The following is a 22867-nucleotide window of genomic DNA, read 5'->3' as shown; positions in this document are numbered from 1 at the left end:
GAACGGTCCGGTAAAAACAAAAAACCTTTCACGCAGGAAAGGTTTTTAGTCCGTAGCATCACCAACCTATCATGCCTTTAATCAACGTTTGTTTTCCCGTAACCGTGTTGCGAGACGTGCCGCAACCTGCATGCCGGACTGGCATAAAGACAACGCTTCGCCCTGCTCCATCGCACGGCGGGTCAGGCCGGTCAGCACCGCGCCAGGGGGCATTTCAATCGCCAGCCGGACATCGCGCTGGTAGGCCGCCACCATCGCGTCCCGCCAGTTAACGGTGCGCGCCATGTTCATCGCCAGATCGTCGGCGATTTTCTCCGGCTGCCAGTAAACTCGCCCCGTCGTTCCGCTGAGATAGCCGCAGGCCGGACGGGAAATGGGGATCTGTTTAAACGCCTCCACCAGTTTTGCCGCAGGCTCATCGAGCAGGGCGCAATGTGACGGCACGCTGACCGCCAGCTGATGCGTTTTCTGCGCCCCCAGCCCTTTCGCAAGTTGCATCACCTGCGCCATCGCGGCGTCGCTGCCCGCAATCACCAGCTGGTCTTCGGCGTTAATATTCGCCAGATACACCGGTGTCGTGGCGCTGTTGACCTGCGCCACCAGCGCTTCAACCTGCATCTGACGCAGTCCGGTGATCGCCGACAGGCCAAAGCCCTGCGGATACGCCTGTTGCATCAGTTCACCGCGCAGGGCAACCAGACGCACGGCATCATCAAAGTCGAGGGCACCGGCAATCACTGCGGCAGGAAACGCGCCAATGGACAGCCCGCTGCAAAAATCTGCCTCAATCCCTGCGGCCTGACATTGTTTCGCCCAGACCACACCGGCAATCAGCAAACACAGTTGTACCGCGCGGGTGCAGCGTAAGGCATCGGCGGTATCGAGCAGCAGAACGTCTTCGCCGAGGGCGAGGCTGGCCTGTCCGATGAGGGAATGCGTAAGCGGATTATCCGGCAGGCGATGCAGCATCTGCGGCACCTGCGGCCCTTGTCCGGGGAAGGTAAATAAGATTTTCATCGTGCTCCTTGCTTCTTTTTGCAGGCATCAGCCTGCAGGCGATTGCCACGGGTCACGCACCAGCACCGGGCCGGACGCCGTTTTCAGCATGATGTCACCGCCGCGCAGCCATTCGCTGAGGGCAAATCCCCCCTGCGGCGTCGTGATCTGAACGTCGGCGCGGCAGGGAAGCCGCTGAAGCTGGTCGTAAAAATCAGAAAACTGAGAAGGATCCGCCGGTGCGTCGCAGCGCACCAGTAAATCGAGATCGCTGTCGGCGTGCATGACCGGCAGGTCACTGGCCAGCGCGTAGGCGCAACTGCCCGTCACGCCCCACGGGAAAGGCAGTTGCAGACTGCATAACGTAATCAGCGCCTGCACCGGTTGCTGTGACACAAACGGAGAGTGCAAAAGCGCATTCACGTCGCTGACCAGTGATTCCGGTGTGACGACCCGCACCACCGCCGCCGGGCTGACCCAGGCGGCGGCACGCTGAATGCGGGTCATGCCGCGAATGCCCACCGGAACTGCGCCGTCAGCCCGCTGGTCACGACGCACCACCAGCGGCAGCGAACTGCGCCAGCCGGTGTTCACCCACGCGGGTAATTCATCGTCGCTTTGCAGCGCGGAGCGGTCACGGATCCAGACAAAATCATGGGCACGCGGGTCACACATATTCAATCCTTTTAAATCAATGCAATGCAGCGGTCAGTGAGATAAACAGCGGCAAGGTCACGATGCACAACACGGAACTGATCAGCAGTGACGCTTCGGCATCGGGAGACTGCACACCAAAACGGTTACCGAACACGATACCGAAGAAACCGGCAGACAGTGCAATCATCAGGATAGCGGTCACCGCCACCTGACCACTCAGGCCAAAGGCCAGCACCAGACCCCAGGCGATAAACGGCTGGATCAGGTTTTTCGCCACACAAGACAACAACACCGGACCGTTAATTTTCAGTTTACGGGCTGACAGGATCACACCAGTCAGGAACAGCGCAGACGCGGTCGCTGACAGACCCAGCGGCTTGATCGATGCCAGGAAAATTTCCGGCATTTTAATGCCAATCGCTGACAGGATCACGCCCAGCAACGGTGCCCAGACGATCGGTTTTTTCACTGAACGCCACATCAGCACCGGCAGCAGTGCCAGAGAAGACCCCTGATTTTCGCCACTGAGACGCGCTTTTTCACGTTCCAGGATCAGCAGGCAGAACGGCGTCATCAGCACGGAACCGCAGGCGATAGACACCGCGACGGACAGTGACGTTGACGGCGCATCGCCCATTACGCTGCTCAGAATCGGCAAACCAAGCGCCGCATAGTTCGGCAGTGCCACGGTCAGCGTCAGCACAGCCGCATCCTGCGGAGACTTTTTGAAGACTTTAGTGCAAATAAAGTAAATCGCCGCGTAGGTGATCCACATCGCCAGAACCAGCACCAGAATCAGCGGCGACTGTTCCACAATGCCCGCCCACGGGGTTTGTACGGTTGCTGCAAACAGCGCAGCGGGTAAAGCAAAATCCATCACGAAAATATTCAGTAAAGAGACATTCTGGTTATCCACCATTTTCGCTTTCCCGGCATAAAAACCGAGGATCATGATGACGAAAATAGGGGCAAGCGCGTGCAATATTACGTAAGTCATAGCGTTTTTCCTGAGGCAAAAAATGAATGCTCAGTCGGCGCCGGTGCGATGGTTTTTTTAGTATGACAGTCCAGTTGCAGACAACAGCAGGCCCTCGCCCGGACGGTATGTCAGGGCGGGAACCCGCAATGCGGCTGCGTCACGCTGTTTGCAGGTGCGTTACCGGTTGAGACTGAAAGTGTTAACGAATTACCATTCCTGACGCATCTGCTGGCGAACGCGCTGCGAACTTGCGCGGTTTTCCGCACCCAGACGGTTGCTGAGGCTAACGCCTTCTTTGCGTGCGTCCTGGATGTTTTGCCAGACAGCGTTTTCTACGCTGCTGATGTCATCGGGTGTTGCCTTGTCCGGGTCAGCGATGTCGAGTAATTGCGACAGCAGCCCCAGCGTGGCGTAGTTTTCGATGTCATAAGCCATCGGCGGAATGGTGGCAGCCAGTTTTTCCAGCGCGTCCACAGAACGTAAGGTGATACGTGCGGCGGATTCTTTCCCCATCGCGTGGATCATCACGCCGTTGTTTTTGAAGGCGATCAGTTTGTTGGCCTGATAACCGTGCGCCAGAAACGCACCGGACATCGCTTTGCCGACAATCAGCCCGACCACCGGATGCCCGGCCAGACGCGCTTTGGCGTAAGCGCCTGCGGCACCGGCCAGCGCCTGATGGATACCGAATGCTTCTTCGCGACGACCGTATGCCTGACTTGGCACGTCAATCACTGCCACGATGGCGCGTTTGGTGCTGGCATCAGCGTCGGCATCAATGACGTCGTTGACGACTTTCGCCAGATTCCAGCCTTCGAGCAGACCGACTTCACCGCCCGCAGCACGCGGATACTGGTTATTTTTGTCCGGCACCACGGCGATGAAACGCACAGGCTGGTCATTCATTTTGCCGTCAGCCGCTTTTACGGAAGGGCAAAGACCGGCAACCGGTGTGGCGTCTTTAGTCAGTTCAGCGAACCAGTAATCACCCCGGCTGACTGCGTTGTTATTTACGTTGCTCATGCGCGATCCTCCCGGTTAAACAAGGCTTCCGTGACCTCACGGCTGGCCTGCTGCGCGGTGTCAAAACCGGTCAGTTTTGGCAGGTAATACTCATAGTTATCCGAACGATGGGTCGCCGGAACGCCTTTTTTGATGAAGGCCAGCATGCTGTCTTTCACTTCAGCGAGGGAATCTTTCACCAGCGCATCGACAAAACCGCTGTGATAACGCACTTCGCCACCGGTCATGCTCCAGATAAACGGACGGTCGCGGGAATCGTATTCATCGATACCGGCTTCCTGTTCGATCACCTGCGGACCGTTCAGCCCCAGACGCGCTTCACGGGTGACAATCAGATAGCTGCACAGTGCGGCGGCGATCGACATCCCGCCAAAGCAACCGACAGTACCGGCAACCACGCCGATCACCGGTGTATAGCGGCGTAAATCCACAATCGCGGCGTGAATGTCAGCGATCGCGGCAAGGCCCAGATTGGCTTCCTGCAAACGCACGCCACCGGTTTCCAGCAGCAGAACGGCCTGCGTCGGGATACCGTTGCGGTTGTCTTCTGCGGCCATTTCCAGCGCAGCGGCCATTTTGGCGCCGGACACTTCGCCCATGCTGCCGCCCTGGAAGCTGCCTTCGATCGCCACAACAACAGCGGGCTGGCCGTTAATCTGGCCTTTCGCCACCACCATGCCGTCATCGGCCTGCGGCACGATGCCCTGCGGTTCCAGCCACGGTGACTGGATGCGTTCGAACGGCCCGAGCAGTTCGCGGAAAGTCCCTGCGTCCAGCAATTTGCGGGCGCGCTGGCGGGCATTCAGTTCAATAAAGCTCTGATCCTGAACGGAAGTATCAGTTGGCATGTTCAGCCTCCTCAAAGACCTGTTCGATACGCAGACGGGCAACCCCGGGTGTGGCGCCAAAATCGTTAATGTCGAGACGCCCGGCCGGTAATTCGCGCAGCGCGTTCAGACGGTCGAAAAAGTGCTGCCACAGGCTGTGACTGCCGTCGACGGACGTGGTCACGGTAATGTTCAGCGCACGGGTTGTTTGTGGTTCATACAGCGCTTCTAAATCGCCGGAACCTACCACACCCGCCTGGGCGTGATCTGCCAGCGGTTTGGCCGCCGGGTAAGAAAATTCAAAACGTTCCATAACACCTCTTTGTCCTGATGTTAGTTAATTCGTGTCCGGTTCAGGCCACGCTGACGCGGTCAAGGAACAGCGTCGCGGCCAGTAAATCGGCAGCGCCTCCGGGCGATACGTTATCGGCCAGCATGCGGTATTCGAGATGGCGTAAAAGCTGTTTGCCCGCCATGGTTCTCATTCCGCCGGCTTCGAGCACGGCCTGCGCGCCCTGATGCATGGCCTCCAGCGCCGGCAACCCGCCGCGCGATAACACGCAGGTATCGGCCAGTGTGGACATCACCGCCAGTAAGGCATCGACCTGCGCTTCGCTTTCGCTCGCGCCCCGTGCCCGGCTGTGATGAAGCTGTGGCAGCGCACCACCGATAATGTGCGGGAAACCGCTTTGTGCCTCTTCGCGTGCACCCGGCACCTGATAACGCTGCACGGCGTGCGAACCTTTACTGAATTTTTTCGGGCTGAAAGCGTCGGGCAACGCCGCAATTTTCGCGGCGCGCTGCGCAATATGCAGCGGCAGTAATTTTTCCGGCTGCATGGCGACGGCGCTGACCAGCAACCCCATCGCCCAGATAGCGCCCCGGTGAGTATTCACTCCGCCGGTTTCCGCCATCATCTGCGCTTCTCCCACGCGGCCTAAACGCCCCACTTCCTGACGCAGGGCGATATCCGCCGGGCGCTGCCAGCTGTGTAAGGCCAGCAAATAGAAGGTGGAGGTCAGGCTGCGCGCCGAACGCACCATCAGATCCAAACTTAAATCCTGATGGGCTCCGGCACTCCGGCTGTCTACCAGCCCCGGTTTCGGGCTAAGCCGCGCTTCGTCGATCAGCGCCTGCGTCGCCGTTTCTGCCAGCCTTTCGGCCAGTTCTTCCGCTGTGAGTACAGCGCCAATCGTTAAAGTCTGCGGCATGGTGATCACCAGCTACGGAATTTGGCGGGCGGGTTATACAAACCGCCGGACCAGTCAACCAGCTCGCTCACGCTGCCTGCCGCCAGTAATGAACGGGTGGCGTCGGTGCGGCGGATGCCCATGTCTTCCGGGAAGACCACCAGTTCCTGACGGCGCAGGTCGGCGACGCGTTTGGCGTCAACGCCCAGACCGATGTCAGTGATACCGGCCACGGCCGCCACCATCGCACGACGTTCTTCGAGAGAACGGGCGCGGTGCAGATAGGCGATGCCTTCTTCGGTCAGCACGTGAGTCACGTCGTCGCCGTAAATCATCACCGGTGCCAGAGGCATACCGGATTCTTTACCCACATCGACGGCTTCGAGTTTCTCAACGAAGGTCGGTTTGCCACCGGCCTGGAAGGTTTCCACCATCTGGACGACCAGCTTTTTACCGCGCGCCATCGGGTCCGGCTCTTCGATCATGTCGAGCCAGGCGGGCGTGGAGTGACGGCGACCGTGCGGGTCATGCCCCATGTTCGGTGCGCCACCGAAACCGGCCAGACGGCCACGGGTCACGGTTGAGGAGTTCGCCAGTCCGTCGACCTGCAAGGTCGAACCGATGAACATGTCCACCGCGTACTGGCCTGCCAGCTGGCAGAACGCACGGTTGGAGCGCATGGAGCCGTCGGAACCGGTGAAGAACACATCGGGACGGGCGCGGATATATTCTTCCATCCCCAGTTCGCCACCGAAGCAGTGCACGGTTTCCACCCAGCCGCTTTCAATCGCCGGGATCAGCGTCGGATGCGGGTTCAGTGTCCAGTGTTTACAGATTTTGCCGCGCAGCCCGAGCTGTTCGCCGTAAGTGGGCAGCAGCAGTTCGATGGCGGCGGTGTTAAAGCCGATGCCGTGGTTCAGCGACTGCACGTTGTGTTTGGCGTAGATGCCTTTGATCGCCATCATCGCCATCAGCACGTGAACCGGTTTAATCAGACGCGGATCACGGGTGAACAACGGTTCGATAAAGAACGGTTTGTCGGCCACCACCACGAAATCGATCCAGTCGCCGGGAATATCCACGCGCGGCAGGTCGGTTTCTTCGTCAACCAGTTCGTTAACCTGCGCAATCACGATGCCGTTTTTAAAGGCTGCGGCTTCGACCAGCGCCGGGGTGTCTTCGGTACTTGCGCCGGTGTACAGGTTACCTTTGCGGTCGGCTTTGAAACCGGCAATCAGGGCAATGTTCGGCACCAGATCGACATAAAGGCGGGAATACAATTCGATATAGGTGTGGATCGCGCCGATTTCCATCTGACCGTCTTCCAGCAGCTGCGCGATACGCAGGCTTTGCGGGCCGGAGAAGGCGAAGTCCAGCTTGCGGGCGATACCGCGTTCGAAGAGATCCAGATGTTCGGCGCGGCTGACGCTCGGCATGATCATATGCAAATCATGCAGCTTTTCAGGGTTCACTTTCGCCAGTGAGCGGGAAAGGAAGTCAGCTTGTTTTTGGTTGTTACCTTCCATCACCACGCGGTCGCCGGAGGCAATCAGCGTTTCGAGGACAGGAATAATTTTATCTGTGGGTAAGACTTTACCCTCGGCCACGGAACGGACACTGTCGATACGCCGTTGTTTTTCATTGCGGCGGGTGTCCCACACTTTCGTGGTCTGCGGATGTTGCGGCATGCCAAACCTCCCTGGGTTGAGCTTGCTGAATCTTTCCCGGCGTGATGAAACAAAGAGGCGTTGGGAAGTTCAGTCAAGTGGCGGTTGCATCACATTTGACCTGTTTTGATAGCCTGCTAAGTGTAGGCAGCGTGGAATTTTCCATCAATTAAGTGCTCTGACAGTTCGTTACTCTGAGAGTAACGATTCGGGCTAATTCATTAAAAACAAGTTGATACAGAACAAAGAAAGAGAGGAAGTGCACAAAAAGCGGGAAATAAAAAAGGGATGCACAAAGGCATCCCCGGGTTCAGACCGTCAGAAGAACGATTATTTGAAGACTTCAGCCGACGCACTGATTTTCTTCTTCTCCTGCGCGGCGATAACGACATAGTATTTGCCGCCTTTTTCATCCGCCAGCTTGGACAACTCTTCTTTCGCGTCCATCGGCGCGGTGTATTCGTTAATAGTAGAAACCAGACCCAGGCTGGTGTAACCCTTATCTTTGGCTTCTTGTTTCGAGATCATTTCAGCGGCCATTGCGTTAACTGAGAACAATCCTGCCAGCACGGCAGCAATAATAATTTTGTTTGATTTCATGACAATACCTCTAAATTGGATGAATAATTCTCAAAGAAAGCAGTCAAGATATGAACAATCGGTGCATCTGCGCTGGCATGACCTTCATGGTTAAACACCAGTAAACTCCCCAGAGACGCAAACAGGCAGGCGTAACAACTTACGCGTGCCTTTCACCCCGTCATCATCGGCTTAAGTATTAGTCACCCTTGGAAATTAGCCAGAAAATCGAAAAAAATATTTACATTGATTTTCAGTCTGAAACCAGGAACCGCTCGACAAGCTCACAAAACTTTTCGGGATGGGAGATAAACGGCGCATGTGCCGCTTTATCAATGATTTCAGAACGGGAATGCGGCAGTAAGGCATCCAGCAGCGGCACTATTTTGCGCGGCACCAGTCCGTCCAGCGCGCCGTAAATGCGCAATAGCGGCAGCGTCAGCGTCGTCATGGCCTGGCGTAAATCGACCTGGCGTAAAATCTCCAGCCCGCCGTTCAGCACATCCACGCAAGGCATCGGCTGTCCGAGTACAATGGATTTCAGCAGGCGCGCATCCTGACGTGCGCTGTTGCTGCCGAGCGTTTGCAGGGCCAGAAAACGCTCGACGGTGCGCTGAAAATCTTCACTCAGCTGATGCTGGAATCCCTGCAAGACGTCGGGGCGGATCCCCGGCCAGTTTTCCTGCGCGCCAAAGCAGGGCGAGGACGCCACGGTGATCAGCTTTTCGACGCGCTCCGGTGCGCTCAGCGCCACCTGACTGGCGACCAGCCCGCCCAGCGACCAGCCCATCCATGACGCCTTTTCCGGCATCGCCTCCAGCACAATGTCGGCCATTTCCGTCAGGCTCATGGCCGGGAAATCTTCACTGCGACCATAGCCCGGTAAATCCACCAGATGCAGACAAAATTGCGGCGCAAGTCGCTCTGCGGTGTAACGCCACACTTCGGCATTCAGCCCCCATCCGTGAAGCAGCACAAGATGGCGATCTCCTTCGCCGATTGTCTCCCGGTAAAGCGTTTTCATAGCGTATTGTCCGTGTCTGTCTGAATGGCAAAAGGAATCCGCCACTATGCTAACAATTGCCAGCCGCTGTTGGCTATGCCAGTGTCCGCTGCATCTTGCGGTTCAGGGCATTTGCAGTGTGTGCCTGTCACATCTGCCTGTCGCGCCGCCGTGCTGCCCGCGCTGCGGACTGCCCTCTTCCGGCGGTCATCACGACTGCGGGCGCTGCCTGCAAAAACCGCCGCCGTGGGATGCCATGGTTTTCGCCACACCCTATGAGCCGCCGGTCAGCGGGCTGGTGCTACGCCTTAAATCGTCCCGGTTTCCGGAACCGGACACCGCGCTCGCCCGTCTGCTCCTGCTGCGCTGGCTGGAACGCTACCGGGGCAATACCCTGCGCCGCCCCGATGTCATCCTCAGCGTGCCGCTGCACCGGCAACGTTATGCCTGGCGGGGTTTTAATCAGAGTGAATTGCTCGCCCGACCGCTGGCGCGCTGGCTGCATTGTGATTATCTCCCCGGTGCGTTAAGCCGTGACCGGCAAACGACATCACAGCAAAGCCTGACCGAACGGGAGCGGAAGTGGAATCTGCGCAAGGCGTTTACCTGCCATACCCGCCTGCGCGGTAAACACGTGATGTTGCTCGATGATGTGGTCACCACCGGCAGCACGGTGCGGGAAATCGGTAAAATTCTGCGTAATCAGGGCGTTGCTTCGCTGCAAATCGCCTGTATTTGCCGGACGTTGCAGACATAGGCACGTGCTGCTAACACCAGCGCAACACTGAGGGTGACGGGTAAAAACAAAGGGCGTATTATAACCAACTAGAGTAGTCAACTATTGAGCGAATGTTATGATCCTTATTACCGATGCTGCCCAAGAGCACTTTGCCAAATTGCTGGCAAGCCAGGAAGAAGGCACCCAAATCCGCGTATTCGTGATCAATCCCGGTACGCCAACCGCAGAATGCGGTGTCTCCTATTGCCCACCTGACGCCGTAGAAGCGACGGATACCGAACTGAAGTTCGAGAAACTGTCTGCTTTTATTGATGAATTAAGCGCGCCTTATCTGCAGGACGCGGTGATCGACTTCGTCACCGATCAGCTGGGTTCCCAGCTGACGCTGAAGGCACCGAACGCCAAAATGCGTAAAGTCTCTGACGATGCGCCGCTGATGGAACGTGTTGAATATCAGTTGCAGTCGCAGATTAACCCGCAGTTAGCCAGCCACGGCGGCCGTGTTTCCCTGATGGAAATCACCGACGACGGCATTGCTATCCTGCAATTCGGCGGCGGTTGCAACGGCTGTTCCATGATTGATGTCACCCTGAAAGACGGCATCGAGAAAGAACTGCTGCAAAACTTCCCTGAGCTGAAAGGCGTGCGCGACCTGACCGAACACCAGCGCGGCGAGCACTCGTTCTACTGATCGCCTGAGTACATTTCAGTCTCCATCATCAAGGGTTCAGCACTGCTGAGCCCTTTTTATTGCCTGTTCCCCCCCCTTCCGGATGTGCCCGTGATGGCACAACCAGACCCGCTGTCAGCGCCTGCGGATTGCGCATAAAACAGAGGCAGGGGAAAAGGAATCGTGTAATACAACACGTCTCAGACCTGCTTTTTGCCGCAGGCGTCAGGCACGGAACACACACTTCCCCGGATGTCATTTCTAAGGAAATCACTGTCTGTCCGGAGTCCGTTATGAAAAAAATCTTACGCGTTTTAGTGCCTCTCGCAGGTCTGTTCGCCCTGACACCGCTGGCGTCTCATGCGGCGTCCGGCCAGTCGAACGTCTCCTGTTCCTACAGTCACACGCTGGGCGACGATGCCATTCTGATGTTTGGTATGCCCAATCATGCGATGCTCCACGACTTCTTCGGTAACACCAGCACGGATGCGTATTCCACCTACGATACGTTGCAGGCAAAACCGGAAACCACCTGTGACAATAAGGCGGACTCCACCGCCTATTGGGCACCGACCATGAAACTGCCTACAGGCGAAGTGGTGAAGCCGTCGTATCAGAAAACCTACTATCAGGCCAACTCGGTAGAAAAGTATCCGCTGACGCCTTTCCCAAAGGGGTTACAGTTGCTGGCCGGGGATCACGTGGGCACCGGCCCCAATCCGCACGTAAGCTTCTTGTGTGCCAATGGCAACGGCTACACCAACACCGCCGATCAGGTCTGTGGCTTACGCTCAGGCGGGGATGCCGTGCAGTTCAACATCGGCATTAACTTCCCTAACTGCTGGGACGGGGTTCATCTGGCACCGGTAAAAGGACAGGCGAATGCAACCTATGATTCGAACAATGTCTGCCCGGCGAATTTCCCGGTGAAAATTCCGAAGGTCAACATGAACATTGCCTATGTGTTGCCGCAGATCACCTCACTGGATACCAGCAAAATTCAGCTTTCGCTGGACCCTGAAATGGTCGGAGATCAACGCATCGAGAAGTGGGGCAGCATTTATACAGCCCATGCGGATTTCGTGAATGGCTGGCCGGTACAGTCTGCGAAATACATGACCGACTTGTGCATGAATCTGGCATTCGATTGCAGTAACACCATCCCTTACAGCTACGAGCCCGCGCTGGAAGACACGGTCGTCAGCAGTACCAACAGCAGCACCAATTACGGCACCAGCACGGTGCTGACCGCCAGCGACAACTGGAAAAACGGCGGCCATGCCAGCAATCCGGAAAGCCTGATCCTGTTTAAGTTTAAAATTCCTGCACTGCCGGAAGCCATCCCGGCCTCTGAGGAGGGATTATTCGTCTACCGTCTGCGGGTGTTTGGTGGCAATGCTGCTTCAACTGCCACCGGTAGATTATATGCCTACAACACCTCAACAGACTGGGATGGAAAAACAGTGAACTGGGATAACCATCCGGCAACGGATTACCAGTCCGCAGGATCAGTCTCGATGAACAATAATCATCAGTATCGCGATATTACTGTGGATACGGCGGTCCGACAGGCGCTGGCAGAAGGCAAAACAGAAGTCGCTTTCTACCTCGGCGGTGATCAGAACGGCGGGACGTACACCTTCGATTCCACCGAAACCAACCATCCACCGTTGCTGATCGTGAAAGGCTACAAGGCGGCAACAGAGAATTAATCACAGCGGCCTGAGGAAACTCAGGCCCTTTTCTGCCTCCTGGATTACCCCTTTCGCCGTTTGCTCAAATCGGCCAGCAGCGCATCAATATGCTCATCGCCAAACATTTCCTCCAGCGTTCGCGTCAGTTTGCGCCGCCAGTTAGGGTATTCAGTATTCGTGCCCGGCACATTAACCGGTAAATCCATGTCCAGCCAGTCTTCCGGTTGCAGGCCAAGCAATGCGCTGGCACTTCCCGCCAGATAACGCTGCAACCCGCGATTCAGCACCGGTGTCATCGGCATATTCGCCGCCGTTTTACGGGTCGTTTTCGGCACACAGCCTGTCTGATGCAGCGCATTCAGCAGCCCCTGCTTACTGCATTCCCGCTCCCGACGTAACGCCTCCAGCACCTGTTCGTCCGGATAAACCCCCAGCGACGCACCGAGCGTTAAATCGCCGCCTTCCCAGTATCCGCGCAGCGTGGGCAAATCATGGGTGGTGACCGTCGCCATCGCCTGCGCGACATATTTTTCCGGTGGCCGGTAGGTGAAGTGTTTATCCCGCTCGAAATACAGCACTTTGTAGGAATACACGCCGCTGTCACGCAGGCTGGCGACAATCTCTTTCGGCACCGTACCGAGATCTTCCCCAATCACCATGCACTGATGCCGCTGGCTTTCCAGCGCCAGCACGCCGAGTAAATCGTCCAGCGGATAACGGACATACGCGCCATTGCCCGCCTCCTGATCCGCCGGAATCCACCACAGCCGCAGCAATCCCATAACATGATCGATGCGCAGTGCGCCGCAATCCGCCATATTGGCACGCAATAAATCAATAAATGGCTGATAGGCACGGGCTTTCATTTCATTGGGATCGATGGGCGGAAGCCCCCAGTTTTGCCCCTGCGGCCCGAGAATATCCGGGGGCGCGCCGACGGCGGCATTCAGGCAATACAGCGCCGGATCCGACCAGGTTTCCGCACCGCCCTGAGCGACACCCACCGCCAGATCCCGGTACAGGCCGATCGGCATTTTTAGCTCCCTGCTGCGCTGATAACACGCGGAAAACTGGCTATGCGCCAGCCATTGCTGCCACTGATAAAATTCAATGTCGCTGGCATAACGTTCGCTGAATTTCCGCACGTCTGCGCTGCTGGCATCGCGATAGGCTTCCGGCCACACCGGCCAGCCCCACTGGCCTAAATCCAGATCGCGCAGATGCGTATGCAGCGCGTCAAACAGCGCCTGTTGCCGCAAACTGTCGCCGCCGAGTTCCACGAACCGGCGGAAATCCTGCTTACGCAGGCTGTCTTGCGGCAGTTCACAAAACAGCGGCCAGGCCAGTTTCAGCGCGGCGGATTTCAGCGCCATGACCTGCGGATAATCCACAAACTCCGTACTGCGTGCCTGCAATAACGCGTCACGCGTCTCTCTGGAATGCCACCAGTTTTGTGCCTCGCGACTGGCGGCGAATTCCTCCACGGCGTTCACATCGATGTAGGTCAGGTTCAGCCAGCGGCGGGACGACGGACTGTACGGGCTGGCACTTTGCGGATTCGCCGGATACAGCGCATGGATCGGATTCAGCCCGACGAACGCCCCGCCGCGCTTTCCCACTTCCTCAAGCATTTTTTTCAGGTCGCCAAAATCCCCGACGCCCCAGTTATTCTCCGATCGCAGCGTATAAAGCTGGAGGGTCGCGCCCCACAGCTTTTTACCTTCGCGTAAGGCGTCAGGCTCAAAACAGCGCGGTGGCGCGACAATGATCCGGCAAGGCCAGGTCTTGCCGTTTTGCGACAATGTCAGCTGGTGATAACCGGCAGGCAGCGTCGCACCAAGGTTCAGCGCCTGACCCGCCGGAAGGTCACCGTGCGTCTGACGGCCATTTTCCTGCGTCAGTTGCCATTGAAATGCGCCGCTGCCTTCCGGCGTCAGCCGTATTTTTTTGCCGGTGATAAAGACTTTCACCGGCGGCACGGGCGTGATCTCCGGCACGTCAGCCACACCACGCCCCATCGCCGCCAGCAAGGCAATACGCGTGTCATCGGAGACCGTTTCCACCTCGTCCGTCATATTAATAAAACTGTCTACAATGCCCGCCCGGCGGGCGGCCTCAACGAGTTGCTTGTCCTCCATGTCGGCTCCTATCGTTTGACCTGCCAGATACGCTGCTGATAATCGCGGATGGAACGGTCGGCGCTGAACATACCGACGCGGGCGGTGTTGAGCAGCGTGCGGCGCGTCCATTCGTCAGCATTACGATAGAGCGTGTCGACCTGTTTTTGCGCCTCGCAATAGGCGGCGAAATCCGCCAGCACCAGATACGGGTCGCCGCCGTCGAGCAGGCTGCTGAGCATCAGATCGAAGGCTTTTTTGTCACCTCCGGCATAAAAGCCGCTGGCCAGTTCGTCGAGAATGGCTTTGAGATGTTTGTCCTTTTTCACCAGCGCTTTCGGCTTGTAGCCTTTTTTCAGTTGCGCTTTCACTTCATCGACGGTCAGACCGAAGATAAAGATGTTGTCCTCGCCGACCTGTTCGGCAATTTCGACATTTGCGCCGTCGAGCGTGCCGACGGTCAGGGCGCCGTTCAGCGCCAGTTTCATGTTGCCGGTACCGGAAGCTTCTTTCCCGGCCGTCGAAATCTGCTCAGAGACGTCCGCCGCCGGGATCATCAGTTCAGCCACCGAGACGCAATAATCGGGAATGAACACCACTTTGATACGATCCGCGACGATCGGATCGTTATTGATCTTCTCCGCCACCTGATTGATCGCATAGATAATGTTTTTAGCGAGGTAATAGCCGGGCGCGGCTTTGGCACCGAACAGGAAAACACGCGGCACGATGTCGAGTTTCGGGTTATCGCGGATCTGACGGTACAGGGAAAGAATGTGCAGCAGATTGAGATGCTGACGTTTGTACTCGTGCAGGCGTTTGATCTGCACGTCAAAAATCGCGTCGGGATTGAGGCGGATCCCCATGCGCTGCCAGACGTATTCCGCCAGCCGGACTTTGTTATCGTGTTTGATTTTGCGGTACTGCTTGCAGAATTTTTTGTCTTTAACGCCGTCTTCCAGACCTTTCAGCAAATCCAGATTATTCACCCAGTTGTCGGTTTTCAGCCGCTCATCAATCAGCGCGGAAAGCGCCGGATTACACTGTTTCAGCCAGCGGCGCGGCGTGATGCCGTTGGTCACGTTGTGGAATTTCTGCGGCCAGAGCTGGTGATATTCCGGGAACAAATCTTTCACCACCAGATCCGAATGCAGCGCCGCCACGCCGTTGACCGCAAATCCGGCCACCACGCAGAGGTTCGCCATACGCACCTGTTTGTCGTGATGCACCGCAAGCTTCGCCCAGACCGCCTCGTCACCCGGCCATTCCTTACTGACCAACTTCTTAAAATCGGCGTTGATCTGTTTGATTATCTGGAAATGGCGCGGCAACAGACTGCGTACCAGACGCTCGTCCCAGGTTTCAAGCGCTTCCGGCATTAAGGTGTGGTTGGTGTAGGCAAAGGTGCGGCTGGTGATGTGCCAGGCGTCATTCCAGCTCAGCTGATGCTCGTCGATCAGCACACGCAACATTTCAGGAATGGCGATGGTCGGGTGCGTATCGTTGAGCTGGATGACTTCATAATCCGGCAGCTCACTGATTTTGCGGCCATGGAAGTGGTGTCGCCGCAGGATATCGGCCACCGAACAGGCGCACTGGAAATACTGCTGCATCAGCCGCAGGCGTTTACCGGCCTGATGGTTGTCATTCGGGTACAACACTTTGGTGAGTTTGGCGGCCTCGACGCCCTGTTGTTCGGCTTTCAGAAACTCGCCATCATTAAACTTTTCCAGATCAAACGGATGCGGATGGGTGGCTTCCCATAAACGCAGCGGCTGCGTGATGCCGTTGCGATAGCCCATCACCGGCAGATCCCAGGCTTCGCCGCGCAGGGTAAATTCCGGTTCCCAGCGCGACACACCCTGTTCATTCTTCACGATTTTGCCGCCGATCCCGACACTGACCGCCAGCGAACTGTTATGGCGAAACCACGGATAGTCGCTGCGGTGCCAGTCGTCCGGCGACTCTTTCTGTTTGCCATCGACAAAACGCTGACGGAATAAACCGTACTGATAATTCAGGCCGTAACCGATGCCGGGCTGCCCGACCGAGGCCATCGCATCGAGATAACAGGCCGCCAGCCGCCCCAGTCCGCCATTGCCCAGCGCGGGATCGATTTCTTCTTCCAGCAGGTCCGTCAGGTTGATATCAAACCGCTCCAGCGCGCTGGCAATTTTTTCGTACCAGCCGAGATTAATCAGGTTGTTGCCGGTGAGGCGTCCGACCAGAAATTCCATCGAGATATAGTTAACGTGGCGGGTGATTTTTTTGCTTTTGCTGCTGACCGCGTCGCTTTGCGGAGGAAGCTGCTCAGCGACCGCGGCGCTGACTGCGTGCCACCACTGATGTTGAGTCATATCTGAAGCTGAAGTGAGTCCGAACGCTTGCCACTGGCGGGTGAGCGCCGCCAAAAAAACATCCTGCTTGAACGTGATCTTCGACATAGGGCAGTCTCTTTTCTGTCTGAGGGGACGGAATGCTTCCGTGAGAAAAAGTGTGATCTCGCTATCTATGTATAAACCCTATGCTGGAAAAATGCTCACTGCGGGGATGAGGAAAAATGCATGAAATCATGTCGTAGGGAGGGGGGCGATACCGTTAAAACCCCACGCTTATTCGCAGGGTGTGAGCATATCGGGCTTTGCTCCTCCCCCTGCGAAGGGGGAGGCGGGGAGGGGGTTTTAATGGCATCTCAGACGTGATTATTTCTGCCCGTAATACGCATCCGGCCCGTGCTTGCGGCGGAAGTGTTTTTGCAGCAGGTAATCATCCATCGGGGTTTGGTTACAGCGGATGGAACCGGTGATCCATGCCATTTTGGCGACTTCTTCCAGCACGACGGCGTTGTGAACGGCCTGTTCCGGCGTGGTGCCCCAGCAGAACGGGCCGTGCTGGGCGACCAGAATGCCGGGCATATGCAGGGGGTCGATGCCGCTCAGCGACGCGGCGATCACTTTACCGGTTTCCAGTTCGTATTCACCGCCGACTTCCTGACGCGACAACGGCCGCGTGCACGGAATGGCTCCGGCAAAATAATCCGCGTGCGTGGTGCCGAGCGGCGGGATGGCGACGCCGGCCTGCGCCCATGACGTCGCATAAGTCGAATGGGTATGCACGATGCCGCCAAGCTGCGGGAAACGGGCGTAAAGTTCGAGGTGCGTGGCGGTATCCGAAGAGGGTTTGTAATGCCCTTCCACCACCCGGCCTTGCAGGTTCAGCACCACCATGTCGCTGGCCTGCATTTTTTCGTATTCCACGCCGCTCGGTTTGATGACCATCAGCCCGCGCTCGCGGTCGATGCCGCTGACGTTGCCCCAGGTGAAGGTCACCAGACCAAAAGCCGGCAGCGCCATGTTGGCGTCAAATACACGTTGTTTCAGTGCTTCCGTCATGCGGTTGCCTCCATGTTCAGCCCGGCTTTCTGCATTTTATCCACCACCCAGGCGCGGGCGTTGCGCACTTCCTGCATCGGGTCGGCGGCGGTTTCGCTCCACATTTCGATCAGATACGGCCCGCGATAACCGCTTTTTTGCAGGGTTTCAAAGCAGCGTTCAAACTCCACCACCCCGCTGCCAAACGGCACGTTTTTAAATACGCCGGGCTGGGTGTCTTTAACATGCACGGCGACGATATGCCCCGCGCCACTCGCCAGTTCCATCTGCACGTCGTTGTCCCACGCCGACAAATTGCCGATGTCCGGATAAAGCTGAAACCACGGGTTGTTCAGATAATGCGTATAGCCAAGTGCTTTGCTGATCGAATTCATCAGCGGGTAATCCATGATTTCCATCGCCAGCGTGACCTGCGCGCGGCTGGCCATTTCGACGGATTCCTGCAAGCCATCGCGAAAACGCTCGCGGGTATTTTCATTGGCCTGTTGATACCAGACGTCATAACCGGCGAGCTGGATCACGCGGATACCCAAATCCTGTGCCAGCACGATAGCTTTGCGCATGATTTCCAGCCCCTGATTGCGGGTTTCATCGTCTTCTGCGCCGAGCGGGAACCGCCGGTGCGCGCTCAGGCACATCGACGGAATACGGATGCCGGTGCGCGAAATCGCATCGACGACCTGCAAACGCTGCTCACGTGACCAGTCAAGCCGCGCCAGCCGGTGGTCGGTTTCATCCACCGACATCTCAACGAAATCGAAGCCCAGCGCTTTCGCCATGGTCAGGCGCGCCAGCCAGTCTTCGCCCGCAGGCAGGGCCTTTTCATAGATACCGAGCGGAACGGCTTTGTGCATCATGCGATGTTCCTTAGCCCCAGAACTGGCGGATGGATTTTTTGAACTGACGCGCCGCATCAACCGGATCTTTCGCATCGCGGATACTGCGACCGGCGATGAAGACATGCACCGGAATGTCTTTAAACAGCGGCAAATCTTCCAGCGCCAGCCCGCCGGTAATGGTCACTTTGAAGCCCATGCCGGAAAGGCGTTTGATTGCGGTGATATCGGCATCGCTCCACGCCACACCGGCGGCCTGCGCGTCGCGGCTGCGGTGATAAACCACCTGCAGGATACCGGCGTCGTGCCATTCCTGCGCCTGTTCCCACGTCCAGTAACCGGTCAGTTCAATCTGTACATCACCGTTAAATTCCTTCGCCACTTCCAGCGCGCCTTTGGTGGTGTTGATGTCGGCGCAGCAAATCACCGTCACCCAGTCGGCGTTGGCTTCAAAACACATGCGCGAGAGGATTTTTCCGGCGTCGGCGATTTTGGCATCCGCCAGCACGATTTTTTCCGGATACAGCGCCTTGAGATCACGCACTGCGCGCACCCCTTCGGCAACGCACAAAATGGTGCCGACTTCGATGATGTCGACTTCGCTGGCGATCAGGCGCGTGGTTTTATAAGCGTCGTCCATCGACTGGTTATCCAGCGCCACCTGCAACATCGGTAATGAATGAGACATAATGAATTCCTTCTCAGATAATGAGTTAGTGAACCGCCGTGGCGGAGGTCAGGTCGATTAAATCCAGCACCTGTTGCGCGGTGGTACAGGCGCGCAGGCGGTCAAAATTGGCTTCATCATCAAACAGGTTCACGACCTGCATGATGCCCACTTCCTGATGCGCGTTGGCATCCACCGCCGCCAGCGTGATGAGGATATCCACCGGATCGTTATCTTCATGGTTAAACACCAGCGGCTTTTTCAGCGTCACCAGCGCAAAACCGGTTTTGATCACGCCCTCTTCCGGGCGACCGTGGGGCATCGCCAGCCCCGGCGCGATCACGAAATACGGCCCGAATCGTTCGACGCCATCGAGGATCGCCTGGTAATAGCGCGGCTCGACCACACCGGCGCTGACCAGCATATCGACGCCAATTTTCACCGCGTCCTGCCAGGTTTCAGCGTCCGCGTTCAGGCAAATAGAATTATTTTCAGCCAGCGAATCTCGCAACTTCATACATCGCTCCTTACTTTTTCAGGTCAGCGGAAAAGTGCGCGTTGATCACGTCCATCACTTTCGGACCGAAATCTGCTGCTGACAGCATGTTGCGCACGCCAACCACGTATTTGTTGCCGCTGACGGTGATTTCATCCGCCACATGCGTGGAGGCGACAATGATGTCGGCACCGCCCAGTTCTGATTTGTATTCCCCCACCGCGCAGCTGTTCATGGTGTGATCCACGCCTTCCTGCGTCAGAAACTGGCCGATCTTCATCTTCATGATCATCGAACTGCCCTGCCCGCAACCGCATACCGCCAGAATTCGTACTGTCATGGGAATCTCCTTGGTTTGTGAGACGTCATTGGTGTGAAGTCATTAATGAGAAGTGGATTGGCTAAGCGCCTGTTTTTCGGCGTCTTCTTCCGCACGCAACGTACGACCGGCGAAGAACATATACAGCAGCGCGATCACCGCGATAACGCCCATAAAGGCGATGCCGATACTGAAGAAGCCCTGCATCATTGGCGGGGCCAGAATTGACCAGTCAGCCATGCCCATCCAGGCGCTGAGGCCGGTGAGTTTGATGGCCCAGACGCAGCCGAAGATTTCGATCATGCCCATCACCAGACAGATTTTCAGCGCCGCGCGCCAGCCGCCGAAGTGGTTGGCAAACACGCCGATGGTGGCGTTGGAGAAGAACATCGGGATGAAACCGGGAATGATCATGATGGACGAGCCCATGCCAAACAGAATGGCGACGGCAATCAGCTGGCCGATGGTGCCCCACATAAAGCCCCAGACCACGGCGTTCGGCGCAAAGCTGTATATCGCCGCGCAGTCGATTGCCAGCACCGCACCGGGGATCAGGCGTTGGGAGATGCCGTTAAAGGCTTCGGTCAGTTCAGCGACGAACATCCGCACGCCCTGAATAATGATGAAAATCGCCACCGCAAACATCAGACCGGTTTGCAGGATGTAGATCGTCCAGTGCGTTTTTCCGGCCATTTGTTGCAGCGTATCGAGGCCAAAGGAACACAGAATAATGCCGAAGAACACGGTCATCACGATGGCGGTAGAGACGATATTGTCGTGGAAAATATTCAGCCAGCCCGGCAGTTTCAGGTCTTCCACACTCTCTTCTTTTTTACCGAGAGCGGGCGCGATTTTACAGGCAATCCACGAGGCAAATTGCTGCTGATGACCAATCGAAAAGCCGCTGTTTTCAGTCACGGCCTGCGTCGGTTTATACATCATGTTCGAGGTGATGCCCCAGTACAGCGACACCAGGATCGCCGTCAGCCAGATGGTGGTCCACATCGGGTAACCCATGATGAAGAAGAACACCGCAATCAGCCCCGCCTGCTGAAACATGATGTGGCCGGTGAGCATGATGGTGCGGATGCCGGTTATCCGGCGGAATACCACCATCAGGATATTCAGCGCGAGGGCAATCAGTACCGCATAACCGACCCAGCTGTAGGCTTCGCCCATGCGTTCGACCGTCGCCATCATCGAGGCGTAGGTGTCTGATATTGCGCCGTTAATGCCATAGACTTCAGAAAGCTTCGCCACCACGGGTTTAAAGGTGCCGGTCAGAATGCCGGACCCTGCCTGTAGCAACATAAAGCCGATAATGGTTTTGATGGTGCCCTTGATGATCACCGTGGCGCTTTTTCTGAGCAGGATGTAACCGAGCATGGTCACAATACCCAGCAGCAACGGCGCGTTGGTCATGACCTGATTAAAAAATACGGTGAAGATGGTGTAGAGGAATTCCATAAGACTCTCCGTCTGACCTTGTTGGATCTCTTCAACGCGCTTAACGAGCAAACTCCGCGCTAAACAGTGAGGGACAGACGCACTCTAATGCTCACATTAAATCAGATAAAGATTCATAATGATTATTTGTGAGCAGTCTCGCAAGATATCGTCACAGGCACAATGAGCTAACTCACTAAAACCCACTCAATTTATGATAAATATCAGTCAGATATTATGAAATAACACCGGCAAAAAACCCCTGAAACCCTTCCATCCTGCTTTGCTCACCCCTTCTTAACGCTAAAAATCACCTGCTTATAATCATTGTCACGATGAGTTTTCGGTGATAACTTTCTCACCATCGAATCACATATAATCATTAAATGATTTATTGTGACGTCATTTTAACGCCAACTCAGATGAGGGAATACTATGAGCAAAGTAGAAACGATCAGCCGCGAATCCTGGATCCTCAGCACTTTTCCGGAATGGGGCACCTGGTTAAACGAAGAGATCGAGCAGGAAAACGTCGCGCCGGGCACCTTCGCCATGTGGTGGCTGGGCTGTACGGGGATCTGGCTGAAGTCTGAGGGCGGCGCAAATATTTGTGTCGATTTGTGGTGCGGCGTCGGCAAGCAAAATCACAGCAGCCCGCTGATGAAAACCGGCCACCAGATGCAGCGCATGGCCGGTGTGAAGAAGCTTCAGCCTAACCTGCGCACCACGCCGTTTGTGCTCGATCCTTTTGCGATCAGGGAGATCGACGCGGTGTTATCCACCCACGATCACAACGATCATATCGATGTGAACGTGGCCGCCGCCGTCATGCAAAACTGTGCTGCCGACGTACCATTTATCGGTCCGCAAACCTGCGTGGATTTGTGGATGAGCTGGGGCGTGCCAGCAAGCCGTTGCATCGTGATGACGCCGGGCAAAGTGGTGCGGATCAAAGACGTGGAAATTCACGCGCTGGATTCTTTCGACCGCACGGTGCTGATCACCCTGCCCGCAGAGCAGAAAGCCGCAGGCGTATTGCCGGACATGATGGATCAGCGCGCGGTGAATTATCTGTTCAAAACGCCGGGCGGAAACCTGTATCACAGTGGCGACTCGCATTATTCCAACTATTACGCCAAACACGGCAACGAGTACCAGATTGATGTGGCGCTCGGCTCTTACGGTGAGAACCCGCGCGGTGTGACCGATAAAATGACCAGCGTGGATATGCTGCGCATGGCGGAATCCCTCAACACCAAAGTCGTTATTCCGTTCCACCACGATATCTGGTCGAATTTCCAGGCCGATCCGCAGGAAATCCGCGTGCTGTGGGAGATGAAAAAAGATCGCCTGAAATACGGCTTCAAGCCGTTTATCTGGCAGGTTGGCGGTAAATTCACGTATCCAAATGATAAGGATAACTTCGAGTATCATTATCCGCGTGGCTTTGACGACTGCTTTACCACAGAAACCGACCTGCCGTTTAAATCCTTCTTATAAATACCCGTCATACTTCAAGTTGCAGATGCGTTGACTGCGCTCACTCACCCCGGTCACTTAGTTAACTAAG

At 56.4% G+C, this 22867-nt stretch carries 22 protein-coding genes; 4 read left to right on the top strand and 18 right to left on the bottom strand.

What is annotated here, in order from left to right; genetic code table 11:
- Positions 1–81: 81 nt before the first annotated feature.
- The 10 genes from mdcH to bioH form a co-directional block, all read right to left on the bottom strand.
- Positions 82–1017: a malonate decarboxylase subunit epsilon gene (gene mdcH / locus EDF78_RS11065; RefSeq protein ID WP_133823107.1), complete on the bottom strand. Its 936-nt coding sequence runs from the start codon at positions 1015–1017 to the stop codon at positions 82–84.
- Positions 1018–1044: 27 nt separating this feature from the next.
- Positions 1045–1671, bottom strand: a complete 627-nt coding sequence (locus EDF78_RS11060; RefSeq protein ID WP_095923830.1) for a malonate decarboxylase holo-ACP synthase — start codon at positions 1669–1671, stop codon at positions 1045–1047.
- Positions 1672–1687: 16 nt separating this feature from the next.
- A complete protein-coding gene (locus tag EDF78_RS11055) occupies positions 1688–2650 on the bottom strand; it encodes an AEC family transporter (protein WP_095923831.1) in 963 nt (320 codons plus the stop codon).
- Positions 2651–2839: 189 nt separating this feature from the next.
- Positions 2840–3655, bottom strand: a complete 816-nt coding sequence (gene mdcE, locus EDF78_RS11050) for a biotin-independent malonate decarboxylase subunit gamma (RefSeq protein WP_095923832.1) — start codon at positions 3653–3655, stop codon at positions 2840–2842.
- Positions 3652–4503, bottom strand: coding sequence for a biotin-independent malonate decarboxylase subunit beta (locus EDF78_RS11045; RefSeq protein ID WP_095923833.1), 852 nt, complete (start codon positions 4501–4503; stop codon positions 3652–3654). Before EDF78_RS11045 ends, mdcE begins: the two co-directional genes overlap by 4 nt.
- Positions 4493–4795, bottom strand: coding sequence for a malonate decarboxylase subunit delta (locus EDF78_RS11040; protein WP_095923834.1), 303 nt, complete (start codon positions 4793–4795; stop codon positions 4493–4495). The genes EDF78_RS11045 and EDF78_RS11040 overlap by 11 nt, the downstream gene beginning before the upstream one ends.
- A 40-nt stretch (positions 4796–4835) precedes the next feature.
- Positions 4836–5693, bottom strand: coding sequence for a triphosphoribosyl-dephospho-CoA synthase (locus tag EDF78_RS11035; protein WP_133823106.1), 858 nt, complete (start codon positions 5691–5693; stop codon positions 4836–4838).
- Positions 5694–5698: 5 nt separating this feature from the next.
- The gene (gene mdcA, locus EDF78_RS11030) at positions 5699–7360 is read right to left on the bottom strand and encodes a malonate decarboxylase subunit alpha (RefSeq protein WP_095923836.1); all 1662 of its coding nucleotides are present in this window, start codon (positions 7358–7360) and stop codon (positions 5699–5701) included.
- Positions 7361–7669: 309 nt separating this feature from the next.
- The gene (locus tag EDF78_RS11025) at positions 7670–7939 is read right to left on the bottom strand and encodes a YdgH/BhsA/McbA-like domain containing protein (protein WP_119825329.1); all 270 of its coding nucleotides are present in this window, start codon (positions 7937–7939) and stop codon (positions 7670–7672) included.
- A 232-nt stretch (positions 7940–8171) separates the two neighbouring features.
- Positions 8172–8942, bottom strand: coding sequence for a pimeloyl-ACP methyl ester esterase BioH (bioH, locus tag EDF78_RS11020; protein ID WP_119825331.1), 771 nt, complete (start codon positions 8940–8942; stop codon positions 8172–8174).
- A gap of 46 nt (positions 8943–8988) precedes the next feature.
- Between bioH and gntX the strand changes: the two genes are divergently transcribed.
- The 3 genes from gntX to EDF78_RS11005 all read left to right on the top strand — a co-directional run bounded on the left by gntX (position 8989) and on the right by EDF78_RS11005 (position 12042).
- Complete coding sequence (gene gntX, locus EDF78_RS11015) at positions 8989–9678, top strand: DNA utilization protein GntX (protein WP_095923839.1); 690 nt, start codon at positions 8989–8991, stop codon at positions 9676–9678.
- Between the two features lie 97 nt (positions 9679–9775).
- Entirely contained in the window at positions 9776–10351 is a 576-nt protein-coding gene (gene nfuA / locus EDF78_RS11010) for a Fe-S biogenesis protein NfuA (RefSeq protein ID WP_013573573.1), read from the top strand.
- A gap of 272 nt (positions 10352–10623) precedes the next feature.
- Entirely contained in the window at positions 10624–12042 is a 1419-nt protein-coding gene (locus EDF78_RS11005; protein WP_133823105.1) for a DUF1996 domain-containing protein, read from the top strand.
- Positions 12043–12086: 44 nt separating this feature from the next.
- Here the strand turns inward: EDF78_RS11005 and malQ are convergent, their stop codons facing one another.
- The 8 genes from malQ to ulaA form a co-directional block, all read right to left on the bottom strand.
- On the bottom strand, positions 12087–14162 hold the full coding sequence (malQ, locus tag EDF78_RS11000) for a 4-alpha-glucanotransferase (protein ID WP_133823104.1): 2076 nt from the start codon (positions 14160–14162) through the stop codon (positions 12087–12089).
- An 8-nt stretch (positions 14163–14170) separates the two neighbouring features.
- The gene (gene malP, locus EDF78_RS10995) at positions 14171–16585 is read right to left on the bottom strand and encodes a maltodextrin phosphorylase (RefSeq protein WP_133823103.1); all 2415 of its coding nucleotides are present in this window, start codon (positions 16583–16585) and stop codon (positions 14171–14173) included.
- Positions 16586–16843: 258 nt separating this feature from the next.
- Positions 16844–17533: an L-ribulose-5-phosphate 4-epimerase gene (locus EDF78_RS10990; protein WP_095923843.1), complete on the bottom strand. Its 690-nt coding sequence runs from the start codon at positions 17531–17533 to the stop codon at positions 16844–16846.
- Positions 17530–18390 carry an L-ribulose-5-phosphate 3-epimerase gene (locus EDF78_RS10985; protein ID WP_095923844.1) on the bottom strand — a complete coding sequence of 287 codons (861 nt, stop codon included), beginning with the start codon at positions 18388–18390 and terminating at the stop codon, positions 17530–17532. The genes EDF78_RS10990 and EDF78_RS10985 overlap by 4 nt, the downstream gene beginning before the upstream one ends.
- Positions 18391–18400: 10 nt before the next feature.
- Positions 18401–19057 carry a 3-keto-L-gulonate-6-phosphate decarboxylase UlaD gene (locus tag EDF78_RS10980; protein WP_133823102.1) on the bottom strand — a complete coding sequence of 219 codons (657 nt, stop codon included), beginning with the start codon at positions 19055–19057 and terminating at the stop codon, positions 18401–18403.
- 25 nt (positions 19058–19082) lie between these two features.
- Complete coding sequence (ulaC, locus tag EDF78_RS10975; protein ID WP_095923846.1) at positions 19083–19553, bottom strand: PTS ascorbate transporter subunit IIA; 471 nt, start codon at positions 19551–19553, stop codon at positions 19083–19085.
- 10 nt (positions 19554–19563) lie between these two features.
- Positions 19564–19872 (bottom strand): PTS ascorbate transporter subunit IIB, encoded by a 309-nt coding sequence (gene ulaB / locus EDF78_RS10970; RefSeq protein ID WP_095923847.1) that lies wholly within the window; start codon positions 19870–19872, stop codon positions 19564–19566.
- 42 nt (positions 19873–19914) lie between these two features.
- Positions 19915–21318 carry a PTS ascorbate transporter subunit IIC gene (gene ulaA, locus EDF78_RS10965; protein ID WP_119825344.1) on the bottom strand — a complete coding sequence of 468 codons (1404 nt, stop codon included), beginning with the start codon at positions 21316–21318 and terminating at the stop codon, positions 19915–19917.
- Between the two features lie 414 nt (positions 21319–21732).
- Between ulaA and ulaG the strand changes: the two genes are divergently transcribed.
- On the top strand, positions 21733–22797 hold the full coding sequence (ulaG, locus tag EDF78_RS10960; RefSeq protein WP_095923849.1) for an L-ascorbate 6-phosphate lactonase: 1065 nt from the start codon (positions 21733–21735) through the stop codon (positions 22795–22797).
- The last annotated feature ends 70 nt before the right edge of the window (positions 22798–22867 follow it).

It is taken from the genome of Rahnella sp. BIGb0236, from assembly GCF_004364755.1.
GTDB lineage: Bacteria > Pseudomonadota > Gammaproteobacteria > Enterobacterales > Enterobacteriaceae > Rahnella > Rahnella victoriana.
This window is presented reverse-complemented; position numbering and strand designations above follow the sequence as displayed.